Source organism: Marinobacterium ramblicola, from assembly GCF_019084545.1.
In the GTDB taxonomy this organism is placed as follows: domain Bacteria; phylum Pseudomonadota; class Gammaproteobacteria; order Pseudomonadales; family Balneatricaceae; genus Marinobacterium_D; species Marinobacterium_D ramblicola.
In genome coordinates this window covers 108,849-132,951 of record NZ_JAHREP010000012.1, presented here as the reverse complement: position 1 = coordinate 132,951, position 24,103 = coordinate 108,849, and the positions used below count along the sequence as shown (strand labels likewise).

Annotated in this window: 17 protein-coding genes; 4 read left to right on the top strand and 13 right to left on the bottom strand. The window is 59.1% G+C overall.

Annotated features, from left to right (window positions below):
* Positions 1 to 100 precede the first annotated feature (100 nt).
* A complete protein-coding gene (locus KQ940_RS11160) occupies positions 101 to 2,677 on the bottom strand; it encodes a bifunctional diguanylate cyclase/phosphodiesterase (RefSeq protein WP_217413702.1) in 2,577 nt (858 codons plus the stop codon).
* Positions 2,678 to 2,806: 129 nt separating this feature from the next.
* On the opposite strand from KQ940_RS11160, the gene KQ940_RS11155 reads away from it, so the two are divergent.
* Positions 2,807 to 3,637 carry a substrate-binding periplasmic protein gene (locus KQ940_RS11155; protein WP_217413701.1) on the top strand — a complete coding sequence of 277 codons (831 nt, stop codon included), beginning with the start codon at positions 2,807 to 2,809 and terminating at the stop codon, positions 3,635 to 3,637.
* On the opposite strand, the gene KQ940_RS11150 is transcribed toward KQ940_RS11155, so the two are convergent.
* The 7 genes from KQ940_RS11150 to uvrB all read right to left on the bottom strand — a co-directional run bounded on the left by KQ940_RS11150 (position 3,625) and on the right by uvrB (position 13,099).
* The gene (locus KQ940_RS11150) at positions 3,625 to 4,278 is read right to left on the bottom strand and encodes a response regulator transcription factor (RefSeq protein WP_217413700.1); all 654 of its coding nucleotides are present in this window, start codon (positions 4,276 to 4,278) and stop codon (positions 3,625 to 3,627) included. The two genes, KQ940_RS11155 and KQ940_RS11150, sit on opposite strands and share 13 nt — an antisense overlap.
* A 9-nt stretch (positions 4,279 to 4,287) precedes the next feature.
* Positions 4,288 to 5,646: a cache domain-containing protein gene (locus tag KQ940_RS11145; protein ID WP_217413699.1), complete on the bottom strand. Its 1,359-nt coding sequence runs from the start codon at positions 5,644 to 5,646 to the stop codon at positions 4,288 to 4,290.
* 144 nt (positions 5,647 to 5,790) lie between these two features.
* Positions 5,791 to 7,077 carry a TRAP transporter large permease gene (locus tag KQ940_RS11140; protein WP_217413698.1) on the bottom strand — a complete coding sequence of 429 codons (1,287 nt, stop codon included), beginning with the start codon at positions 7,075 to 7,077 and terminating at the stop codon, positions 5,791 to 5,793.
* An 18-nt stretch (positions 7,078 to 7,095) separates the two neighbouring features.
* Positions 7,096 to 7,632 (bottom strand): TRAP transporter small permease subunit, encoded by a 537-nt coding sequence (locus tag KQ940_RS11135; RefSeq protein WP_217413697.1) that lies wholly within the window; start codon positions 7,630 to 7,632, stop codon positions 7,096 to 7,098.
* Positions 7,633 to 7,715: 83 nt separating this feature from the next.
* Positions 7,716 to 8,795 (bottom strand): TRAP transporter substrate-binding protein, encoded by a 1,080-nt coding sequence (locus KQ940_RS11130; protein ID WP_217413696.1) that lies wholly within the window; start codon positions 8,793 to 8,795, stop codon positions 7,716 to 7,718.
* A gap of 254 nt (positions 8,796 to 9,049) precedes the next feature.
* The gene (locus KQ940_RS11125) at positions 9,050 to 10,894 is read right to left on the bottom strand and encodes a methyl-accepting chemotaxis protein (protein ID WP_217413695.1); all 1,845 of its coding nucleotides are present in this window, start codon (positions 10,892 to 10,894) and stop codon (positions 9,050 to 9,052) included.
* 189 nt (positions 10,895 to 11,083) lie between these two features.
* Complete coding sequence (gene uvrB / locus KQ940_RS11120) at positions 11,084 to 13,099, bottom strand: excinuclease ABC subunit UvrB (RefSeq protein WP_217413694.1); 2,016 nt, start codon at positions 13,097 to 13,099, stop codon at positions 11,084 to 11,086.
* A 242-nt stretch (positions 13,100 to 13,341) separates the two neighbouring features.
* Here uvrB and KQ940_RS11115 point away from each other — a divergent pair, with 242 nt between their 5' ends.
* The 3 genes from KQ940_RS11115 to KQ940_RS11105 are packed head-to-tail and all read left to right on the top strand — an operon-like array spanning position 13,342 to position 17,102.
* Positions 13,342 to 14,529 carry a pyridoxal phosphate-dependent aminotransferase gene (locus KQ940_RS11115; protein ID WP_246589978.1) on the top strand — a complete coding sequence of 396 codons (1,188 nt, stop codon included), beginning with the start codon at positions 13,342 to 13,344 and terminating at the stop codon, positions 14,527 to 14,529.
* Positions 14,530 to 14,584: 55 nt separating this feature from the next.
* Positions 14,585 to 15,814, top strand: a complete 1,230-nt coding sequence (locus KQ940_RS11110) for a GGDEF domain-containing protein (protein ID WP_217413693.1) — start codon at positions 14,585 to 14,587, stop codon at positions 15,812 to 15,814.
* Positions 15,804 to 17,102: a TolC family outer membrane protein gene (locus tag KQ940_RS11105; protein ID WP_217413692.1), complete on the top strand. Its 1,299-nt coding sequence runs from the start codon at positions 15,804 to 15,806 to the stop codon at positions 17,100 to 17,102. The genes KQ940_RS11110 and KQ940_RS11105 overlap by 11 nt, the downstream gene beginning before the upstream one ends.
* Positions 17,103 to 17,139: 37 nt before the next feature.
* On the opposite strand, the gene KQ940_RS11100 is transcribed toward KQ940_RS11105, so the two are convergent.
* The 5 genes from KQ940_RS11100 to KQ940_RS11080 all read right to left on the bottom strand — a co-directional run bounded on the left by KQ940_RS11100 (position 17,140) and on the right by KQ940_RS11080 (position 24,089).
* A complete protein-coding gene (locus KQ940_RS11100) occupies positions 17,140 to 17,928 on the bottom strand; it encodes a hypothetical protein (RefSeq protein ID WP_217413691.1) in 789 nt (262 codons plus the stop codon).
* 103 nt (positions 17,929 to 18,031) lie between these two features.
* Entirely contained in the window at positions 18,032 to 18,673 is a 642-nt protein-coding gene (locus KQ940_RS11095) for a hypothetical protein (protein WP_217413690.1), read from the bottom strand.
* A gap of 20 nt (positions 18,674 to 18,693) precedes the next feature.
* Positions 18,694 to 19,260 (bottom strand): dCTP deaminase, encoded by a 567-nt coding sequence (gene dcd, locus KQ940_RS11090; RefSeq protein WP_217413689.1) that lies wholly within the window; start codon positions 19,258 to 19,260, stop codon positions 18,694 to 18,696.
* A gap of 150 nt (positions 19,261 to 19,410) precedes the next feature.
* Positions 19,411 to 20,505 (bottom strand): iron-sulfur cluster carrier protein ApbC, encoded by a 1,095-nt coding sequence (gene apbC / locus KQ940_RS11085; RefSeq protein WP_217413688.1) that lies wholly within the window; start codon positions 20,503 to 20,505, stop codon positions 19,411 to 19,413.
* Positions 20,506 to 20,561: 56 nt separating this feature from the next.
* On the bottom strand, positions 20,562 to 24,089 hold the full coding sequence (locus tag KQ940_RS11080) for an acyl-[ACP]--phospholipid O-acyltransferase (RefSeq protein WP_217413687.1): 3,528 nt from the start codon (positions 24,087 to 24,089) through the stop codon (positions 20,562 to 20,564).
* Positions 24,090 to 24,103: the final 14 nt, after the last annotated feature.

Below are 24,103 nucleotides of genomic sequence, written 5' to 3'. Positions count from 1 at the left end.
TGCGTATTATATAGATGCCCCGGACTTTGGCAAGCCCCACTCACAATATTTTTTCATGATTTTTCTATTTCTTTTCAACAGCTTAGAGATCAATTTTTGATCAGCCATATCCCGCCAGAACGGTCAGACCCCGGCGCGCGCTGTCGAACAGCGCGCCGGCTTCCAGCACCGTCAGTGGTTTGCTGAGCAGGAAGCCCTGAATCAGATCGCACCCTGCGCTCTGCAGGAAGCGCAACTGTGCGGCATCGTCAACCCCCTCGGCCACCACTTTCATCTGCAGGCTGCGCGCAAGCGCTATCATGGCATGGATGATCTCTTCATCACTGCGATTCTTGCCGATACCGATGACGAAGCTACGGTCGATTTTCAAGTAGTCCGCCTGCAACTCCTTCAGATAGCTCATCGACGAGTAGCCTGTACCGAAGTCGTCGACAGAAACAAACACACCGGCCGCCTCCAGTGCGGCGAGGTTGCTCTTGACCAGCAGCGACTTGCTCATCAGCGTGGTTTCGGTGATCTCAACCACGATACGGTCGGTCCCTATATGGTGGCGGGCCAGCGCGCGCAGCAGGCGTCCGGCGATATCGTCACGCGCCAGCTGCACTGCTGACACGTTGAGACTCAAATAGCCAACCTCGAGCCCCTGCTTGTCCCAGGTCGCCAGTTGCCCGATCACCTCCTCCATCTGCCAGGCACCAATCTGCACGATCATCCCGCTCTCTTCCGCCACCGGAATAAATTCGGCCGGGGAGACCCACTCCCCCGATTCGCTTTGCCAGCGAATCAACACCTCGACCCCGAGCGGCTTGAGCGTAGCGGCATCGAAAATCGGCTGGTAGCGCATGGACAACTCTCCCTCACCGGCCATCGCCGCTCGCAGTCCCTGCTCCAGTTCGACACGCCGACGCATCAGGTAGTCCATCTTCACGTCGAAGAAACGGTACTGATTGCGACCATCGTGCTTTGCCTTGTACATCGCCAGATCGGCCTGCCGCAGCAGAGTCGCCGGCTCCGTGTCGCCGCTTATACCGATCGCCAGACCGATACTGGCTGATAGCTGAAAGCGCGTGCCGTTCAACTCAACCGGCTGAGCCAGCACCTTGACCAGGCGTATAGCAAGCTCCTCCAACCATTGGGTATCAACGTCTTTGGTTACCAGCATGGCAAACTCATCGCCGCCAAGACGTGCCAGGCAGATATCCTCGGTGACTGCATTGATCAGCCGACGCACAGTGATCACCAGCAGCTCGTCGCCCATACTGTGGCCCAGGGTGTCATTGACGGTTTTGAAATTATCCAGATCGATGTAGAGCAGGCCCACCTTCTGTTCACCGGGGGCCTGTAGCGCTTCGGCGAGTTTTTCCGACAGTCGACGCCGGTTGGGCAGTTCGGTGAGCTGATCATGGAACGCCAGGAACAGTGCCCGCTGCTCGGCCTCGCGGCGCGCCGTCACATCCTCGTGAACGGCGACATAATGATCGATAAGACTGTTCTCACTGCAAATCGGCGTGATGGTTTGATCGACGATCAGCCGAGCACCGCTGCGGGTGCGGTTGACCACCTCGCCTCGCCAGACCCTGCCCTGGGTAATGGTTTGCCAGAGGTCGTTAAAAAACGCCTTCGGGTGCTCGCCCGAATTCAGAATTGCCGGCGTCCGTCCGACTACCTGCTCAGGCTCGTACCCGGTTAGCAGGGTAAAGGCGCGATTGACCCACTGCACCACCCCTTTGGCATCGGTGATGATGACCGCGTTCGCCGTAGTACTGATCGCCGTGCCGAGCAATTGCAGACGATCGGCCATCCCCTGTTGACGTCTGGACAGGCGGAAGATGATACCGGACGCCAGCAGGATCATCACCACGATCCCGACCACCAACCAGCGCAACCGGGAGACCAAACCATGCCAATGTTCCAGCCCTGCATCAAGGTCGTACTCCAGCGTCAGGACGACGGGAAACATCGACGTCGCACGGTAGTGCAACAGGACTTGACGCCCATTCCTGTCAAGCTCCAGACTGCCCCACTCCCTCTCGTCCAAAAGGGAGTTGAAGGGCTCCTGCCCGGCAAGGCTATATCCCGGAAGCTCGCCAATGGAGGGAGCAGACACCATCAGGCTGCCGTCGTAGTTGAGTAGTCGCAGGCTGATGGGCAATTGCTCGATCAGTGGCCGAAACAGAGCGCTTACCGCATCCGGATTCCACACCGCCACGATCCAGCCCCGCAGAGCGCCTTCGAACTTATAGGGCATACAGATCGGTAACTGGTAGATTCCGGCAGGCGCAAGCGTCTCGGTCAGAAAACGGCCGGGGATAACCTGGCCAAACACCATCGGCAGATGAGTATCCGCCTGCGAAAGGCAACTCAAACCCGCAACAGTCCGTCCAATCTCGTCGGGTTGCGAACTTCCCAGGACCACCCCTTCGGCAGAGACCACAGCAAGCTCACGCAGTTGAGGACTCATCTCGATCAACAGCGTGAGGCGACGCTGTAATTCGTCAGGCTCAAGCAAGAGTTCCGATGTGTATTCCAGCTGCGCCCGCATGCTGTTCAGACGCCCCTGTATATCCTGAATGCTGCGTACAAGGCCGCCTTCCAGGGTGTGCGCCAGCACCGCCGACTCGGACTCGATGCTGACTCGGGCACGAGACTCGCCTATGGCCTGAAACAGGATAAACACCGCTATGAAACAGGCGCTGAGCACAACTCCGATCAAAGGAACGACTGATAAACGATTCCAGATCAATGGCAGACAACCTCAAACTGCTTATAGTCGGCATGATATACGTTAACGAATAAGGAGCGCACCATGAGTGTACGGCCACTTGCTTCAGGTCAGAGTTTTCTGACCCTGCTCTCACTATTGCTGACGTTGATTCTGCCATCCGTCAGCCAGGCGGATGACCGCCTGCAGCAGATCGAGGCCAGCGGCACGCTACGCGTCTGCATCTGGCCCGAGTACTTTTCGATCAGCGCCCGACATCCGAAAACCGGTGAGCTGGAGGGGATCGATATCGAGCTCGCGCATGCGTTTGCGCAGGATCTGGGTGTCAGCCTGAGCTTCGTCGAAACCCATTTCGGCCGATTCATGGACGATATCGAGCAGGACAGATGCGATATCGGCATGTTCTCCATCGCCATCACCCCGGCACGGGCCGAGCGTATCGACTATAGCGAACCCTATCTGGCCAGCCACATGTATGGCGTCACCACCCGCACCCATCAGAGTCTGAACAGCTGGGCCGATATCGACCAGCTCGGCGGTGTGGTATGTGTACAGGAGGGAACCTATATGGAGGGTTACATGCGCGAACACCTGAAGAGGGCAAAGTTGCTGGTGGTGCGTGACCCGCGCGAGCGCGAGCAGTCGGTGCTGTCGGGTCGTGCCGATATTTTCATCACCGACTACCCATATTCGCGCAAGGTGCTGCGCTTCTATGACTGGGCCAAGCTGATCGAACCCGCCGAGCTCAACTCGCCACGCCCTTTCCGTTATGCGTATGCTGTCGCCAAGGAGCAGCCGGAGTGGCTGGCACGGGTTAATCAGTTCGTTACTCAAATCAAGCGAGACGGCCGATTAAAGGAAGCCGCCAGCCACCACGACCTGTTACCGGCCGTGGTCAGCGATCAGGATATCTGAACCAGGTTGTGCTCGATGGCATAACGCACCAGGCCCGCCGCCGTTTGGATATTAAGCTTTGACTTGATGTTCTGGCGGTGGGTCTCGACGGTGCGCACCGAAATATCCAGCTCCCGTGCGATCTCCTTGTTATTGCGCCCCTCTGCAAGCAGCTTGAGCACGGTCAGCTCACGCCGGGTCAGCACACCACTGTCTTGCGCAGCAGATACCGGCTCATCGAATCGGCTAAACAGGGTTTGCGAAGCACCGGAGCTGAAATAGGTGCCGCCCTGATGCACCGTCTCGATCGCCTTGACCATCTCTTCGGACGAGACATCTTTAAGAATGTAACCCGACGCACCGGACTGGATCAGTTGCAGGATATACTCGCGGTTGTCGTGCATGCTCAGAATCAACACCCGCACCTCGGGACAACGCTCGCGCAGCTCCCGCGTCGCCTCGAAGCCGTTCATGACCGGCATCGACACATCCATCAGCATCACATCCGGTTTAAGGGCCTGCGCCTTTTCCACCGCCTGCAGTCCATTGCAGGCCTCACCCACCACGTCGATGCCGGGCTCATCCTCCAATCTGGCCCTGATGCCATCAAGCACCAGTGGATGATCGTCAACCAGTATCACTTTTATCGGGGTGTCGTTCATCGCCTCTCCTCACACCTGCGCCGACTTGACCGGTAACCGAACCCGGATCCGAGTCCCCTCACCCACGCCGCTATCCAGCCGGTATTCACCGCCGAGCAACTCCACGCGTTCGCGCATATTGCGCAATCCGATGCCCAATATATGCCTGTTCGACTCAGGATCAAAACCCCTGCCATTATCGCGCAGATCCAGCTTGACCAGACTGCGCTGATGATCGAGTCTGAGCACCAGCTCGCTGGCATCGGCGTGGCGCTCCACATTGGTCAGCGCCTCCTGGATCAATCGATACAGGGTCATCTCGATATCCTCGGGCAGTCGCTTCTCCGGCAGCGCGATCTCTCGCTTGATCCGCACTCCTGTGCGTTCGGAAAACTGCTCAAGCAGATTACCCAGCGCCGACTCCAGGCCCAGGTCATCCAGAATACTCGGCCGCAGGTCGTGAGAGATACGGCGCACCTCCTGAATCGCTTCGTTGAGCACCTGGCGCCCCGCACTCAAATCCTCCAACCCCTTGCTGTCGCCGGAGGAGAGCCGCCGCTGGGCCAGCTCCATACGATAGAGCACCGAGACCATCAGTTGGTTGATGCCGTCATGCAATTCACGGGAAAAGCGACGACGCTCATTCACATGAAACAGTATTGAGCGCTGCGCCAACGAGCGCAGCCGTACGTCCGCCATTCGGCTCTCATGCAGGTTAATCGCCACACCGACAAGCACAATCAGCAGCATGGTACCCAGTACGATGACGCTGACGGTAAAGGCGTTCTCACGAATATTACGGCTTACCTCATTGCGGATCTTGTTGACCTCGGCACTGATATCGTCGATGTACAGTCCGGTGCCCATCATCCAGCCCCATTCTGGGATACGCACCACGTAGCTGATCTTCTCCTCGATCTCTTCGCGCGACGGCTTCTGCCACAGGTAGTGTCGGTAGCCGCCCCCCTCCACAGCCGCCTGCATCAATTCACGAATGACATAGACGCCATTGCGGTCCTGAATATCGAGCAGATTCTGTCCCACCAGTTCGGGCTGGATAGGATGCACCAGGTTAACGCCGTCGGCGTCGTACGCGAAGAAATAACCATCATCACCGAAGGTCATATCATGCAGAATCTGCTTCACCTCGGCCTGGGCCTTTTCCCTGTCGTCACCCGATTCCGCGATCACCTGGCGGATCAGTGTCTGCGCGATATCGACATAGTGACGCAGCTCGCGCCGCTTGGACTCCAGCAGGCTCTGCTCGAAGATCTCGATCTCCTGCTCCGACAACAACCGAGCGCCGTTGCTCCCCAGCCAGGTGGTAAAGGAGGCCACCAGCACCATCGGCAGAATCGCCAACAGCATAATTTTTATTTTAAGTGTCATGGTGAGTCATTAGTCCTCAGCACCGGAAATGCCACCCCTGCGCATGAACGCCATGGATGACAGGAACCGTACATCCCGTACATAACAAAAAAGCCGGCTGTGGTTCCCCACACCCGGCTCTTCCCTGCCCGTACAAGGCTCTGTTTATACCAGACCGTACCAGCTCGGCAACACCATGATCGAGATCACGATGAGGATCTGGATCAAGATGAAGGGCATGACCCCCTTATAGATATCCATCGTGGTCACCTCGCGCGGCGCCACCCCCTTGAGGTAGAACAGCGAGAAGCCGAACGGCGGGGTCAGGAAGCTGGTCTGCAGGTTCATCGCGATCAGGATCGCGAACCAGAGCGGCGCTATGCCGAGCAGGTCCGCCACCGGTGCCAGAATCGGCACGATGATGAAGGCAATCTCGACGAAGTCGATGAAAAAGCCGAGGATCAGAATCGCGATCATCGACAGGATCAGGAAGCCGGTGGCCCCGCCGGGCAGGTCAGACAGTACTTCCTCGACGATGTAGTCACCACCGGTGTAACTGAACGCCATGGAGAACGCGGTTGCCCCGAGCAGGATCGCAAACACCATCGCCGTCACCTTGACGGTTTCGATCGATGCTTCCATCACCATCTTGACGCTGAACTGACGGTACAGAATAGCCAGTATCAGGGCGCCGACACCACCGAGCGCAGCCGATTCGGTCGGTGTCGCAATACCAGCAAAGATCGAGCCCAATACGACCAGCACCAAAGCCAGCGGCGGTACGATGGAGGAGACCGCCTTAAGGTAGAACTGCTTGCGGTTCAGCGAATCATCGCGCGGGATGGTCGGTGCCATCTCCGGCTTGGCCCAGGCGATCACCAGGATGTAGATCAGATAGGCACCCACCAAAACCGCACCGGGCAGTACCGCCGCCTGAAACAGATCGCCAACCGGAATCCCCAGCACATCCCCGAGGATGATCAGGATGATCGACGGCGGGATGATCTGACCCAGCGTACCGGAGGCACAGATGGTGCCGCAGGCAAGGCGCTTGTCATAGTTGTACTTCATCATCACCGGCAGCGAGATCAGCCCCATGGCGACGACAGACGCCCCGACCACACCGGTCGATGCCGCAAGCAGCGCACCCACGAGCACAGTGGAGATCGCCAGACCACCACGAACCCCGCCAAACAACTGACCCATCGACTCGAGCAGCTGCTCGGCCAGGCGAGTGCGCTGCAGTACGATACCCATGAAGATGAACAGCGGCACCGCCATCAGCGTCACGTTTTCCATGATGCTCTGAATGCGGAACGGCATAAAAGCGAAGATATCAGGTCCCTCGGCAAGCACGCCGAAGATCAAAGCCACACCACCGAAGGTATAGGCCACAGGAAAGCCGACCAGCAACATCAGCAGGGCGGCGAAAAACATGATAATACCGATCATTATCTGAACTCCGGCTGCTTAATGTTGAATCGGCGTATAGTCATCATCCTGGTGACGTCCCGCCAGGATATTGATCGAACGCAGCATCAGCCCTATTCCGCTGATGAAGTTAAAAAACATCGCAAACGGGATAATCGATTTTATGATCCAGCGATAAGGCAAGCCGCCCGGGTCGCCCGAGCCTTCACCTAGTTGGAAAGACTCGCGTGCAAAGTCGACACCGTACCAGGCCACCAGCAGACAGAACGGGATCAGCAGCACCAGCGTACACACCAGATCGATCCAGGCTTTCTTGCGCAGGGCGAGGCCCTCGTAGATCACATCAACCCGCACATGCCCGCCGGCGCGCAGCGTAAAGGGGATGCCAAGCATGAACATGGCGGCGAACAGATGCCACTCCATCTCCTGCATGCCGATCGAGACGGCGTTGAACAGGTAGCGGGATACAACGTCGTAAAAGACGTTGAACAGCATCAGCACGAAGAGGATGGCGGCGATTTTGCCAAGCAGATCGGAAAACCGATCGATCGTCTGTTCAAGACGTAACAGAAACATGGTCAGCGACCTCATGGCCCGAGGGGTAAGTTTGAACGAGGCGTGGGAGCCGCAGCCGAGGCTGGGCTCCCGCAGGGCGGAGTTTACTCCTCAGCCATGCTGTTCAGGTAGGCGCGTTCGCCGATATTGGTCCATACGCGGATCAGTTTCTGATAACCGGCCTGGGAGTCGATGATCTCCTTGGCCAGGGGGTCCGCTGCAGCCGCGTCGACCAGCAGTTCATCGTTGGCTTTTTTCAGCGCAGCGATGACTTCAGGCGGGAAGTTCTTTACTTGTACGTCAGGGAACTCGGTCTTCATGTTAAACCAGTTCTCGGCCGATGCATGGTGCGATTCGATGGTCATGTTGTAGGCAGACACCTTCATCGCGGTCAACAGGATCTTCTGCAGATCTTCCGGCAGGGTTTCGAACTTCTTCTTGTTGATCAGGAACTGCAGCTCGGTACCCGGCTCATGCCAACCGGTGTAGTAGTAAGGCGCGATCTTGTGGAAGCCCATGCGCAGGTCCATGGAGGGGCCGACCCACTCCAGTGCGTCGATGGTGCCACGCTCCAGCGAGGTGTAGAGCTCACCCGGCGCGATGTTGGTCGGGCTTGCGCCCAACTTGGCCAATACCTCACCGGCGAAGCCAGGAATACGCATCTTCAGACCGTTGAGATCCTCGACGGAGTTGATCTCCTTGCGGAACCAGCCGCCCATCTGCATACCGGTGTTGCCGCCGGGAACCGACATCAGGCCGAACGGCTCGTACACCTTCTGCATCAGCTCCATGCCACCACCGTAGTAGAACCAACCATATTGCTCGGTCGCGGTCATGCCGAACGGCATGGTGGTGAAGAACAGGGTATTGGGCACCTTGCCCTTCCAGTAGTAGGAAGCTGAGTGACCCAGGTCGTACTGACCGGCACGGACCATGTCGAACACGCCGAAAGCGGACTTGTGTTTGTTGGCAGTGTCGATCTCGATCTTCAGTCTGCCGTTGGACATCTGTTCCGCCAGCTGCGCCATCTCACGCGCGGGGTGGCTGAACACACCGAAGTTGGTCGGCCAGGTCTCGGCCAGTTTCAGACGGTAGGTTTTTTCTGCGGCCTGAGCCGGCGCGATAACGGCAGCAACACAGGCTGCAGCCGCAATCAGCTTACGGGCAAACGTCAGTTTCAACATTGTTTTTATGTCCTTTTATATTGGGGTTCACCAAATCAGCTTAGACGCTGATCGAGCGATCTTCAGTATCTCAGGGTCAACTGGACAGACCTATTCGCAATAGCGCGCAATCCAACCCGTAATTACGCGGTATGGTTCCGTGCCAGCACGCAGCTCTGCCTACGTATTTTTACGTAGGTAATGTGAAATCAGCCCCCAACAAAAAGGGCGCCCCATTACTGAGCCGCCCTCTGCCTTTCAACTCCGTACCCTGATCAGCAACGGAACCGGGAGATCATCTCCTTCAGCCCCTGAGCATGCCCGACCACATCGGACGAGAAGCTGCCGATCTCGCGACTACGCTCTGAGCCGCGCGATACGTTATCCAGCACCGCGTTCATGCTGTGCGCAATCGACTGCGCGGTTGCCGAGATCTGCTCGATGCTCGCCGCCTGCTGCTGGTTGCGATCGCTGACTTCACCGAAGAGCGCACGAATATGGCTCATCTCCTGAATCGCTTCCCCACCCTGACTGCGGCTTTCGCTGACCTGATTCTGTCCATTCTCCATCGCCGACAGAATCTGCTTCATCTGGACCTGCATATTGTTGTTGATCTCGTTGATGCTGGAGGTCGCCGAGACGGTCTTCTCCGCCAGCGCACGCACCTCATCCGCGACAACCGAGAAGCCACGACCGGCCTCACCCGCACGCGCCGCTTCGATCGCCGCGTTCAACGCCAGCAGGTTGGTCTGCTCTGCCAATCCGTTAATCATGTCGGTGACACCATCGACGCGACCGGAAGCGGCATTGAGGTCATTCAACTGATCATGGATGCGGGCGAACAGATCGGAGATCTGCTCCAGCGAGCCCAACGCGCCGGTAATCACCGCACCGCCCTTCTCGGTTGCATCCTGCGCCTGATTGGAAAGCCTGTTGGTCTCTTCGGAGGCGTTCGCCATCTCCATTACGGTCTGGCTGATCTCTTCCGCGGCCGCCGCAACCGAACTGGTTTCCGCTTCCGTCTGCTCACTCTCGCTAATCTGCACCTTCAGCGTCTGGCTGAGTTCGGACGACATCCGCTGCAGCTGTTCGCTGCTGCTCTTGACACCGTTGAGTACGCTGCCGAGCTGTTCGGTCAGATTATTCACCGCAGCACCCAGTCGATCGAACTCGTCCTGATGCCCTTCGCTTACCGGCAGACGCAGCTGCAGGTCACCGGCAGCCACCTTCTCCAGAGAGTCCAGTGTGGCGGTAAGTGCGCGGGTCGACTTGCGCCAGGTGTTCATCAGCAGGATGAAAATGATCAGCGAGACCACCGCCCCGGCGATCAGAATGGTCATCCGCGCCTTACCGCTGGCTTCGTTGGCTTCACTGCGCGCAGTGGCGAGTTCAGAGAGCACGAAGTCGAGATCGGTAGCAACCTCTTGATTCAGGCTGACCAGATATTGCTCGGCTTCCGAGCTGACCGCGTTCTGCTGCTCCAGCAACACAATCAACTTGTCCATCTCGGTTTCAATCTTGGTCAGCGGCTCATCAAAGGTATCGAGGAAATCGAGTTCGATCAGGCTGGTTCTCAGGCCTGCAGCAGCCTCCTTGTAGGCGGCGAAGCTTTCCGGGGTGCGCTGCTCGATAACCTGGGAAACACTCTCCTTCAATACCCGGAACGGCTGGCGCATGAACGAGAACAGCGTCCGCTCAAAGGCATCCATCTCCTGATTCACTGCCGCTCGCTGCCCCCCCTCATTGGAGTGACCGATTGAATCGGTGGTTTCCAGCAGGCGCTTTTTGGCATTGACCCAGCCGTCCAGGGTTACCTGCAACGTCTCGGCCTTGTCCATACCTTGCTCAAGAAGGGTGTTCAGTACACCGGCCTGCTGCTCCTGCAATGCTGCAAGCGCTTCGACCGCTCGCTCACCTTCGAGACGCGAAACGTTGGACACCTCGGATTTGAGGTTACTCAGATCGATCACCCAGCGACCGAGCAGATCGACCTGCTCGGCCGCTTTGCTCTGCTTGTTGAGAGAGGTGATCGAGAGTGTCACGAGAGCAGCGAAACCAAGAATCGTGAGAATAACCACGAGTAACAGATTCTGTTTGAACCCGAGTTTCAGATAGGACATGGATGTTCCCTTGTGCAGCTTTATAATAATTCGCCCGCTTCTTGGCGGGATCTTTCTCGGACGATTCTCAAGCCCACTCCGGGCCCCCCAATTGAGTCTTGTCCGTATTTTGCGACTTTTTCCTACTTTAGTCGCAATGAACTCACTTTTTAACACAACGCCAGTGCAATACAAGCCCGGATGCATGGTTTAGGGCAACGACGCATGTTTTAACCGTTCAAGTTCATCGCGTAATTGAGCCGCCTTTTCAAACTCCAGATTCCGCGCCGCCTCATACATACGGTCCTCCAGCTGATTGATGGTACGTGCCAGCTCCTGAGCGCTAAGCTTGCCCTCATCCACCCGATAACTGGTTTCGGGCTCGGCAACCTTACGCCCACTCCGCCCGCTCTTGCGGCCGGGGATGTTGGCGCCCTCCATGATATCGGCGACCGATTTAACGATACCGCGCGGCGTTATGCCGTGCGCCTCGTTGAAGGCGATCTGCTTCTCGCGACGCCGCTCGGTCTCACCGATTGCGCGCTCCATGGAGCCGGTCATGCGATCGGCATAGAGGATCGCGCGTCCGTTCACGTTACGTGCGGCACGGCCGATGGTCTGAATCATCGAGGTTTCGGAGCGCAGGAAGCCCTCCTTGTCGGCATCGAGAATCGCCACCAATGCCACCTCCGGCATATCGATCCCCTCACGCAGCAGGTTGATCCCCACCAGCACATCGAACTCGCCGATGCGCAGATCGCGGATGATCTCGACCCGCTCGACGGTATCGATATCGGAGTGCAGATAACGCACGCGGACGTCGTGCTCGGCGAGGAACTCGGTCAGATCCTCCGCCATCCGTTTGGTCAGCACCGTGACCACCACGCGCTCGTTGCGTGCCGCGACCTTACGAATCTCGGAGAGCAGATCGTCCACCTGCGTCGACGCCGGGCGCACCTCGACCACCGGATCGACCAACCCGGTCGGGCGCACCAGCTGCTCCACCACCTGTTCGGTATGTTCCGCCTCATACTTGCTCGGCGTAGCCGAGACAAACACCATCTGCGGCGCCAGCCGCTCCCACTCCTCGAACTTGAGCGGCCGGTTATCCAGCGCCGAGGGCAGGCGGAAGCCGTACTCGACCAGCGTCTCTTTGCGTGACCGGTCGCCTCGATACATGGCGCCGAGCTGCGGAATGGTGACATGGGATTCGTCGATGATCACCAGCGCATTGTCGGGCAGGTATTCGAACAGGGTCGGCGGCGGTTCACCGGGGCCGCGGCCGGACAGGTAACGTGAGTAGTTTTCGATGCCCGAGCAGTAGCCCAGCTCCATAATCATCTCGATATCATAGAGAGTCCGCTGCTCCAGGCGCTGGGCCTCGACCAGCTTATTATTGTCGCGCATCTGCTTGAGACGCTCGCGCAACTCTTCCTTGATATGTTCCACCGCTTCCAACAGCACTTCACGAGGAGTGACGTAATGGGTCTTGGGATAGATGGTGGCACGCGGCACTTTCCGCAACACTTCACCGGTCAACAGATCGAAGTAGCTGATCTGCTCGATCTCGGCATCGAACAGCTCGATCCGTACCGCCTCCTTCTCCGATTCCGCCGGGAACACATCGATCACATCACCGCGTACCCGGTAGGTACCGCGATGCAGCTCGATATCGTTACGCGTGTATTGCAGCTCCGCCAATCGGCGCAGCAGTGCCCGCTGGTCGATCACGTCGCCGCGGTCGAGATGCAGCATCATCGACAGGTAGGATTTCGGGTCGCCCAAGCCGTAGATCGAGGAGACGGTAGCGACGATGATCGCATCCTCCCGCTCCATCAGCGCCTTGGTCGCGGACAGCCGCATCTGCTCGATGTGATCGTTGATCGAGGCATCCTTCTCGATAAAGGTGTCGGAGGACGGCACATAGGCTTCCGGCTGGTAATAATCGTAGTAGGAGACGAAATACTCCACCGAGTTGTCCGGGAAGAACTCGCGGAACTCGCCGTAAAGCTGGGCGGCCAGCGTTTTGTTATGGGCAAGGATGATGGTCGGACGCTGCACGGCGGCAATGACATGGGCCATGGTGAACGTTTTGCCCGAACCGGTCACGCCCAGCAGCGTCTGCGCCGCCAGCCCCGACTCAAGACCCTCGACCAGCTGTGCGATCGCCTTCGGTTGGTCACCCGCCGGCTCAAACGGCGAGCTGACCTTGAATCTCTCTTTCATCCTTCTATCCTGCATTCAAGCCAACCCGGAAGTATAACGCGTAACGCCCGTGCAAAGCATTCGCTTCCCGGTCGGTATCAACAAGCATGTGCGGATTTCTTATCCGCAACTTTATTCACTAAAGTCACCTGCTGATCAGTTTTTTACGACAACAGGGATTTAGAGTGGACCCTGAATCCTGTATGCTCTGCGAGTTACACTTCATGACGATTTCGGGCACTGATAGCAAGAGGAACCTAGGCTTGGACGTGCAACTCTCCAACCGCGTAAACAGCATCAAACCCTCGCCGACACTGGCGGTCACCAACCGTGCCGCCGAACTGCGCGCTGCGGGACAGAACATCATCGGTCTTGGCGCCGGCGAACCGGATTTCGACACTCCGGCTCACATCAAGCAGGCGGCCATCGACGCAATCAACAACGGTTTCACCAAGTACACCGCTGTTGATGGCACTCCGGCGCTGAAGAAAGCGATCATCGCCAAGTTCGAGCGTGACAACGGCCTGAAATATGAAGCGAACCAGATTCTGGTTTCCTGTGGCGGCAAGCAGAGCTTTTTCAACCTGTCGCTGGCGCTGATCAACCCGGGCGACGAGGTCATCATTCCTGCACCCTACTGGGTTTCCTACCCGGACATGGTATTGGTGGCCGACGGCAAGCCCGTCATCATCACCACTACTCAGGAGCAGCGCTTCAAGATCACGCCGGAGCAGCTTGAAGATGCGATCACGCCGCGTACCCGCCTGGTAGTCCTGAACAGCCCGTCCAACCCGACCGGCGTTGCCTACACGCTCGAAGAGCTGGCGGCACTGGGCGAAGTCCTGCGTCGCCACCCGGATGTGCTGATCGCCACGGATGACATGTACGAACACATCCTGTTCGGCGACAAGCCGTTCTGCAACATCCTCAACGCCTGCCCGGATCTCTACGAGCGCACCATCGTGCTCAACGGCGTATCCAAGGCCTATTCGATGACCGGATGGCGCATCGGCTATGCCGCCGGCCCCGCCAAGCTGATCGGCGCAATGAAAAAGGTCCAGTCGCAGAGCACCTCCAACCCTACCTCAATCTCCCAGGTCGCCTCACAGGCCGCCCTCGAGGGGGATCAGGAGTGCGTCAAGGAGATGGTCAAGGCGTTCAAGGAGCGTCACGATTACGTCGTATCGGCCCTGAACGAGATCGAAGGCGTTGAGTGCATTCCGGCAGACGGCACCTTCTATGCTTTCCCCAGCTTCCAGAAAGTGATCGACTCTCGCCCCGAGTTTGCCGATGATATCGCGCTCGCCGAGTACCTGCTGACCGAAGCGGGCGTCGCACTGGTACCGGGCTCCGCCTTCGGCGCACCCGGCAACTTGCGCCTGTCATTCGCCACCAGCATGGATGTGCTTAAAGACGCGATCGGACGCATCGCAAAGGCACTCAACAGCTGATGTTCAGACAGCGGGAGGACTCTCCCGCTGTCCTTCCCGCTGCAATGGAGGCCCGGTGTTGAAAACCCGCATCATCACCGAACTGTTCAAGACTGCCCAACACCCCGTCGCACTCGTCAAAGATGACACCGCCGAATGGCATAACCCACCCTTCGCCACACTGTCCGAGGACAACCGCCAGCGCCTGATCGATCACGCGGTTAGGGGCGAGCCGGGACCATTGCTGCTGGACGGCTACCTTTTCGAGTCACTGAGCGCCAAGCAACAACACCTGATTATAGGCGCGCCCTGCACCCGCAGTGACAGCGAGAAGCAGATGATCCGCAACCTGCTCCCTGCATTGGCGGAAGGTGGCGATCCCTGGCTGGCGACCGCTTCCGTGCTTGGCCCACTATTGAGCTGGGACCACTGCGCGGCCATCAAGCATAAATCGGCCAGCACCGACGAGCTGCTGGGTCACTGGCACGCCGGAAAGCTCTGCGCCCCGGAGCAACTCCCCCTGCCGGGCACTGCCACGGCGGAACTCTACGGCGGCAGCGAGCAGCTGCTTCTATCGGACCCCGTCGAGCGCTACCCCCAGGACAGCCTGTTCCGGCACGACAGGCCAGCCATGGCGATTATGCAACGCGTGGATCTTACTGGCGGCCAGGCTGTCGGCACTCTTTGCGTATGGGGTACGCCCGACGCCGACAGCCTGCCGCTCGCAACCCGATTGCTGGCGATCGCCGCCGACCTGCTCGCCTGCCATCTGGAGCTGAACGAGCGCTCGCCCGGCAAGGCGATACCCACCCCTCTCGACCATCCGGTAGACGCACTCACCGGGCTACCCGGCCGTGCCGCCTTCGATGCCACTTTGGAAGCGTTCGAGGAGCACTATCGACACTACGGACAGAACTGCGAAATGGCGATGCTCGACATCAACGGCCTGTCGTCTATCAATCTGCTCAAAGGCACGGCATTTGGCGATGAAGTCCTTCGCCGCTTTGCCCAGGAGTTGAGCCAGATCTGCCGACCCGAGGATCGGGTATTTCGCTTCGGCGGAGATGAATTTGTCGTCTTAATGCCTTATCGTCATGAACCACCACCGCTGCAGCAGCGCCTGAACCAAATTGAACAGGAGATGCGCGAACTGCCGGAACTGGACAGATTCAGCGCCAGCGCAGGTATCGCCAACCTGTCGGAAACCGGCGGCAGCAGCGACAATCTAATGCTGCTGAGCGACCGCCGTCTGCAGCAGGCGAAAGCGGCACGTAACGAAACTCAGGGAACAGACAATGCGCAATAGAGAAGTGTTGAGATCAAGAAGATGGTTGCTGACCACCGCCCTGCTGACAGCTCTGGGAACGAGCCAGGCGCAAGCCGGCGCCCTGCATGACCTTTACCTGCGCGCGCTGGCGAACGATCCGCAGCTAAAGGCGGCCGAAGCCACCTACAATGCCGATCGTGAGGCACTGCCTCAATCACGCGCCGCGCTATTACCGCAGATCGGCCTGAGCGCCGACACGACCCGCACCGACAGCCGCAGCTTCGACGGCAACAGCCACGGCTACACCCTGGCACTGAGCCAACCGGTTTTCGATGCCGGCAGCTGGTTCAACTTCCGTCGAGGTCAGGTGCTCGATGAAAAAGCGCAAACCGAGTTTGCCCTGGCACAGCAGTCGCTGATTCAGCGCACCGTCGATATCTACCTGAATGTACTGCGGGCGCAGAGCGCGCTGGATCTGGCCCAGGCCCAGGAGCGCGCACTGAAACGCCGCCTGGATCAGGTGAACGCTCAGTTCGACGTCGGCCTGATCGCCATCACCGACGTCCTCGACGCCCAGGCATCCTATGACGATGCAGCGGTACAGTTGATCGAAGCACAGGGCGCCCTGCGCAACAGCTTCGAGGCGGTCGAGCGCCTGGGCGGCACCAGTGTGGAACAGATCTCCCCGCTCAAGAGCGACTACCCCATCCAGTCGGTCAGCCCGAACTCGCCCGAATCCTGGCTCGAGCGCGCACTGCAGGACAATCTCGATTTTCGCGTCAGCCAATACAACCAGGATGCCACCCGGCGCACACTTCAAGCCGCCAGAGCCGAGCGCCTACCCAAGGTGACACTGGAGATGCAGAATGGAGAGAACACCCAGCGAGGCGACTGGAGCGACAGCAACAGCATCGCACTGTCGCTGAGCGTGCCGCTGTACACCGGCGGCTCACTGAGCTCCGGCATCAGCGAGGCGGATCTGCGCAACCAGGCCGCTCTGTTCAGCCTGGAGGACCAGCGCCGCAACCTGACCGAGCAGACCCGCTCACTGTTGCGCGATCTGAATACCAGCGTGGAGAGCGTCAAGGCGCGCGCGCAGAGCATCAAGTCGCGGGAAACCGCGCTGCAGGCAACGGAGGAGGGATTCTCGGTGGGCACACGCAACGTGGTCGATGTGCTTGATGCGGAGAACGCGCTGTACCAGGCCAAACTGAACTACGCCAACGCCCGCTACGATCATGTCAGCACACTGTTTCAGTTCAAGCAGGTGATCGGCAGCCTGAGTCCGGAGGACATCCTGGCCCTGGATAGCTGGCTGGAGCCCTGAGCGGCTCCAGCACCCGACTCAGCCGAGATCCGGCGTTTCAGTGAACCGTCGGATTATCTTCATCGGTCTCTGACAGTATGGGCTGCCCCTCGCTGTCATGACCGATCGCCCCCGTCTCCATCGCCCGCTCGAGCAACTGCTGCACCAGCATCTCCGCAAGATGGGCGCTGATAATGATACCGGCGGGTGGATCGCCATCGAACAGCTCCTCGTCCACCAGGTCATCGGCCCTCAGCCCCAGCAGCAACGGATTCTCCAATATCAGCGGTGCCAGATCGTCTGGCGTGAAGATGGAGTGATCGGAGGAGACCATCAGCGCCAGTTGATAGGCGTCGTGCGGGCCATCCTGCAGGCGCTCCAGATAGGCCTGCTCCGCCGCATGAAAGATATCACTTAATCGGCTGCGCCCTCGCGCGGGGGTAAAATCCCCGGCATCCGAGTAATCGACACCGGTCACCGAGGGCACCAAGTCGAGCTCATGGGCATCCACCAGCACCCGACCGTCGGAATCCACCGCCAGCCACTCGCGATTCACGGCCACGGCCAGCAACCCCTCCAACGCGGCAGCCACGATATTGCTGGTAACGATCGCACCGACGCAGGGATTGGCTCGCTCGCGGTCGTCATCGATCAGATCACTGGCACGCGCGGACAACAGCTTGGGGTCTTCGGAGATCAGCGTGGCAAGATCGGGGCCGGACAGCCAAAGGCGCGTATTGCAGATACGGTGGGCGGTCAGGTAGGGCTCAACCTCGCCATGATCCAGCATCGCCTGCACATACTCCTTGCGCACACGATCCAACAGATCGGCCAAACGACGGCTCATATCAGGCTCTCCCAATGCATGCGTAATCAGACTTAATACTAACCGTCATCACGGGGCTTGCCCAACTGCGCAGACGCAAAAAAGATAAATCTGACGTCCATGATCAGTGGATGGTGATACCGACAGGTGCAACGCTCGCTTTCATCTCGTCGAAAGCGTGACGAAGGTGAGACAGCGGCATCAACCCAAAGTCGACAGGATCGGCCGGCAGCTCGTACCAGTCCAGCGACCAGACACGGGTCATCAGCTCGTACTCGCCGATCAGCGCATCGAGCAGGATCATCGCCGCCTCGACACGCGGATCCATCTCCAGGATCTTCGGCGCATCGACCAGGTAGATCGCCAGCTGCAGCTTTCCGTTCAACTCCCGCAGGGAGCACCAGAACTCATCGATCTCGCACAGCTCGTCACCCATGTTGACGAACGCCGGCACCGGATCATAGCGCTCGTTGAAGGCGCGAAAGTTGATACCGCTCAACGCCGGTGCCGCGCCCACGACGCTGAGTACGGCGTGGATCGACTCCGGGTAACCATCGCAACCAAAGACCATCTCCACCGGACCGCCGTCGGATTCACGCTCGAAGTGGAAGGTCAGATTGCGATCGATCTTCTGCAACGACAGGCGATAGGCAGCCAGCAGCGAGTCCGCCTCGAACTGCGTGTCACCCTGGCTCGCCAGCAGCTGATCGAGCGTACGCTCAACCTGATGCCAGAAATCTTCTATCTGCTTGAGACTAATGTTCATGGATTACGAATGATCTGCTCTCAGGTCCTGGGCACAACGACGCCTGTCTGGCCCTGGTACTTGCCACCACGGTCGCGGTAAGAGGTTTCGCACACCTCATCGGCCCCGAGGAACAGCATCTGGGCGACCCCCTCATGGGCATAGATCTTCGCCGGCAGTGGAGTGGTGTTGGAAAACTCCAATGTGACGTGCCCCTCCCATTCGGGCTCGAGCGGCGTAACGTTGACGATGATGCCGCAGCGGGCATAGGTGCTCTTGCCCAGGCAGATCGTCAGCACATCGCGCGGGATGCGGAAATACTCGACGGTACGCGCCAGGGCGAAGGAGTTGGGCGGAATGATGCAGACATCGGATTTCACATCAACAAAGCTGCCGTCGTCAAAATTTTTCGGATCGACGACAGAGGAGTTGATGTTGGTGAATATCTTGAACTCATCAGCACAGCGTACATCGTAGCCATAGCTCGAGGTGCCATAGGATACGATCGGCTGGTCGTTGACACGACGCACCTGTGACGGCTCGAATGGCTCGATCATCTTCTGTTCGGCCGCCATCCGGCGAATCCAGCTGTCTGACTTGATACCCATAAAAACCTGTTCCAGCCCCTGTCTGCACGGAGATAAAGAGGCGCCATTCTACAGTGCTTCAGTGCAAAAACGCCAGTATCAACGGGTTATCGGGGTCGATTACTCGACTCCGATAACCCGGATCGGCATCGCCATCAGAGGCCGACTGGATCAGTCACCGAAAATTGAGATATTGGGGATGCGGCTCGATTGGCTCGCGCGTTGCGCCAGCCGGGCCGACAGTTTCGCGGCGATCTCCAGATAGCGCTGGGCGTGAGGCCCTTCCGGATCCGCTACCACGCTGGGCTTGCCAGCATCCGCCTGTTCACGAATCGCCAGTGCCAACGGCATCTGGCCGAGCAGTTCGCATTGATAATCCTTGGCCAGCCTGTCACCGCCACCGCTGCCGAAGATCGCCTCTTCGTGACCGCAGTTGCTGCAGATATGGGTGCTCATGTTTTCGATCACGCCCAACACCGGGATATCCACCTTGCGGAACATCTCGATCCCCTTGCAGGCGTCGAGCAGCGCAATATCCTGCGGCGTGGTCACGATCACGGCACCCGATACCGGTACGCGTTGCGACAGGGTCAGCTGGATATCGCCGGTACCGGGCGGCATATCGATCAACAGATAGTCGAGATCGTCCCAGCGGGTCTGGTTCAACAGCTGCTGCAGCGCACCGCTGACCATCGGCCCACGCCACACCATCGGTGTATTGTCATCGACCAGGAAGCTCATCGACATCACCTGTACGCCCAGACTCTCCACCGGCAGGAAGTACTTCTCCTCGGCGGTCTGCGGACGAGTCCCCGATGGCACCCCCAGCATCATCCCCTGACTCGGTCCGTAGATATCGGCATCCAACACACCCACACGCGCGCCCTGGGCTTTCAGCGCCAACGCCAGATTGGTGGTCGTGGTCGACTTGCCGACCCCGCCCTTGCCGGAGGCGACGGCGATAATGTTGCGCACCCCCTCAAGCCCCGGCAGCTTGTGCTGCCCACTGTGCGCCGCGATCTTCTGGGTGATCTGAAGCTCCAGTTCAGCCTCGGCACTGACTTCAGCCAGGCTGGCAGACAGCGCGCGCTTCAACGTGCCGTGCTCATGCGCACAGGCGTAGGGTAGCTCAAGCGCTACACTGACCCGCTTCCCCTCTATGGCCACAGACTTAACGGCGCCGACACTACCCAGCGACTGCTCAAGCACGGGATCCACCCAACTTTCGATACACCCTTGAATGCGGGCTCGATCAAGCTCTGACATCGATTTACCTCTTGTACACGCTAAACGGGACAGACAATTCCGACTACTTATGTCGGTTATTGTGACGAATCCATCCCTATCAAGTCCAGTGCCGTTTGCTTGGCGCCTTTAAGATCGGGCTTTCCACTGCCCAGGCAGGGTAGATATGGCAAGACAAATACACGTGCCGGCAGCATCAGCCCAGGCATCCCGCCGTCGATCAGGCGCTGACGCAGTTCAGCGGCCAACGCATCCGATTCGCCTGCCTCCTCGGATCCAACGAGCAATACCACCTGCTCCCCCTTGCGCCGATCCGGCACAGAGGTCGCCATCAGCTCCACCTCGGCCGCCAATATCTGTCGAGCATGCTCCTCCACGGCGCCAAGCGAAATCATCTCGCCGCCGACTTTGATAAAGCGGGAGTAGCGATCCACCAGCGTAAGGAAACCATCGGTATCGAGATACCCCTTGTCGCCGCTGACATACCAACGCACGCCATCACGCTCGATGATCACCCGCCGTGTGCGCTCCGGATCATCCAGATACCCCCGCATGATCTGCGTACCGCCAATCAATACCATCCCGCTTTCGCCGACCGGCAGCGGCTCCAAACTCTCCGGATCGACGATGCTGAACCAGGAGCCCGGCAATGCCATACCGACGGTCCCGGGCTTGTTGCCGACCTGCAGTGTCCAGTAGCTGGTATCGAGATAATCGGGCAGATTCACACTGGCCACCGGCGTGGTTTCGGTACAGCCATACCCTTCCAGCACCGTTTTATGGAAGCGGCTTTCAAACTGCTCCCGCACCTGTGGTGACAGCTTTTCGGCGCCGGCGACCACCAGGCGCAAAGACTCGAACATCGCCGGTATCAGGCGGCTTTGACGGGTATACAGGCGTAGGAACGTGCTGGTACCGCACAGCAGCGTCGCCCGCCAGCGCGCTACCGCTTTACCGACATTGACCGCGTCGGTTGGATCCGGGTGGCACACCAGCGGCACCCCTTCGATCAACGGCATCATGGTGGTCGCGGTCAGACCAAAGGCATGAAACAGGGGCAAGGTGCCAAGCACGCAGTCATCGTCACGGATGTTGAACACATCGGCGATCTGCTTGAGGTTGGCCATGATATTGCGATGACTGAGCATCACCCCTTTAGGCTCTCCCTCGCTGCCGGAGGAGAACAGTATCGCCGCCGTATCATCCAGTCGACGCCTGCCTCCCAACCAACGCTCCAGCAAAGCCACCGGCATCAAACGTACCTGCAACAGTGTCAGAACACTCTCCAACTGCCCAATACTCTGCTTCAGCGACTCGAGTTCGATCACCGACAGCTTGGCCAGCAGCGGCTTCATATCGATACCCCGCTGCTCAAGGCGCTCGATGAACTGACGCGAGGTGACCACCGTCTCCACACCGGCCCGCTCGCAACAGCGCTCGAGCACCGCCACCGGTGCTGTGTAGTTCAACGGTACCAGCGTGCGTCCGCTCATCATTAACGCCAGCGTACCGATAACCCCGCCAGGCGCCGACGGCAATAGCACAGCTACGCGTTGGCCCTGGCAGCGCTTCAGCCGCCGTCGCAACAGCGCGCACCCGGTCAACACTCGTAGATGACTGAGCGCCGGACCGTTAAGATCCGCCAGCGCCCACTCAGAGGGTGCCTCTCGTGCGGTGCGGACGAAAGCACGTGGCAAGGTCGGCAGAGTATCGGTATAGGCCTCCCAGGCCTTGATCGACAGGATCGATACCGCCTGACGGACATCGACCGCACTGGCCGTCACCGCCATCGGCTCGCCGAAGGCGACAATCACGTCACGTTTCCAGCCTGCCCTGCGCGCGTCTTTCAAGCGCGCATTGGAACGCGAGAACCGACTGCCCCAGAGCCCACGCAGATAGAAGGGCAGGATCTCGACCTGGTCGGCATCCACCTCCCGTGCGATACGCTCAAAGCCCTGTTTGAAGGGCGCCAACTGTCCGCTATAGCTGATCGCCCCCTCCGGGAACAGGCACACCACCTCACCCTTCTGCAGCAGGGCAGCAACCCTGGCCATCGCATCACGACTGCTGGCCGGCGAGATCGGAATTACACGGTAGAGATCGAGCAACCACTTCAGGTAACGGCGCTCATAGATAGAGCGTTCCATAACGAAGTGGACGTGGCGCGGACAGGCCAGCTGCACGATGGCCCAGTCGAGCCAGCTGATATGGTTACCCAGCAGCAGCACCCCCTTGCCATCCGCCGGCATATGTTCGAACCCCAGTACCTCAAGGCGATAGCGGTTACGCATCAGCATCCGCACCAGCAAGCGAAGTAACGCCTCTGGCAGGCGCACGAACGCCAGCACAGCCCCTGCTGCAGCACTCAGCGCCAGCACAACCAACAGAATGCGTGCCGGCACCTCGGCGAACGCACTGGCCACGGTGCCGAGCAGACAGCTGAACATCGCCACGTTCTGCAGGAAGTTGTTACCGGCCAGTATCGATCCGCTTTCGCCCTCCGGCGCATGAAACTGGATCAGCGCATTCAGCGGCACGATGGTCATCGCCCCACCCAGGCCGATGGCAAAAAACAGTATGGCCGCATGCCCCAGCGATTGACTCACCGGCAGTAATGCAAGGCCCAAGGTGACGATCAGTGCACCAGCCGGCACCAGACCGGTATTGATATGGTGGCGGGACACCGACGCGGCGAAGATCGAGCCACACAGAATTCCGACGCCGGCCAGCGCCATGGCGCCCTGGATCAGGAAGGTGTTCAGCTCGCCGAGATGGGCTTTCACATAGGCCGGGTATACCGCCACCATCACCTGGCTGATCGACCAGAACAGCGCCAACCCCAGCACCGACCAGAGGATAGGGCGGTGTCGATAGATGCGTGACAGATTGCGCTTCAGCAGCCGTCCGCTGAGGTATTCACGCCTGTCCAGCTTGAGTTCGGGCTGCGCCACGCCCGTGCCAAGACGCAGCGCCATCAACCACTCGATAAGCGCCAGCACTACCAGCAGCCAGCCCAACGGCGCCACCTGGCGCAGAATCTGTTCGGGGGTGTGCTCAATCAGCGTCGTCTGTTCGAGCCGAAGCTCGAACAGCAGCGAAAACAGTACAATCGCCCCCAGGATCGCGATGATCGTCGCCGCCTGGACCCAGCCGTTGGCGCCGCTGAGGTTATCGCTACCGACCAGTTCGCGGATATAGCCGTACTTGGCCGGCGAATAGAGCGCACTCTGCATCGCCAACAGAAAGGTCATCGCGAAGGCGGGGATAAACCAGCCCTGGTAGTAGCAGAGCGTGATGACAAAGGTGAGCACCACCGCCACGGCGGCCGACACCCGCATCACCTTCGGCTTGGAGTATCGATCGGAGAGAAACCCTGCAGGGGTAAACAGCATGATGAACGGCAGCAGGATCAGGGCGTTGACCACCGCTGTCAGCAGCACCTGCTCGGGACCGTCGTAGGACTTGAACAGGGTGTTCTGGATCAGGATCTTGTGCCCCAGATCCAGCATCGCATTGAGAAACGCAACGCCGATAAAGGGCAGAAATCCGGCGATCCGCCAGAGCGGGCGATAGTGTCTCAGGTGTTCCTCTTGCCTTGACGCCATACGCCCTCCACGGC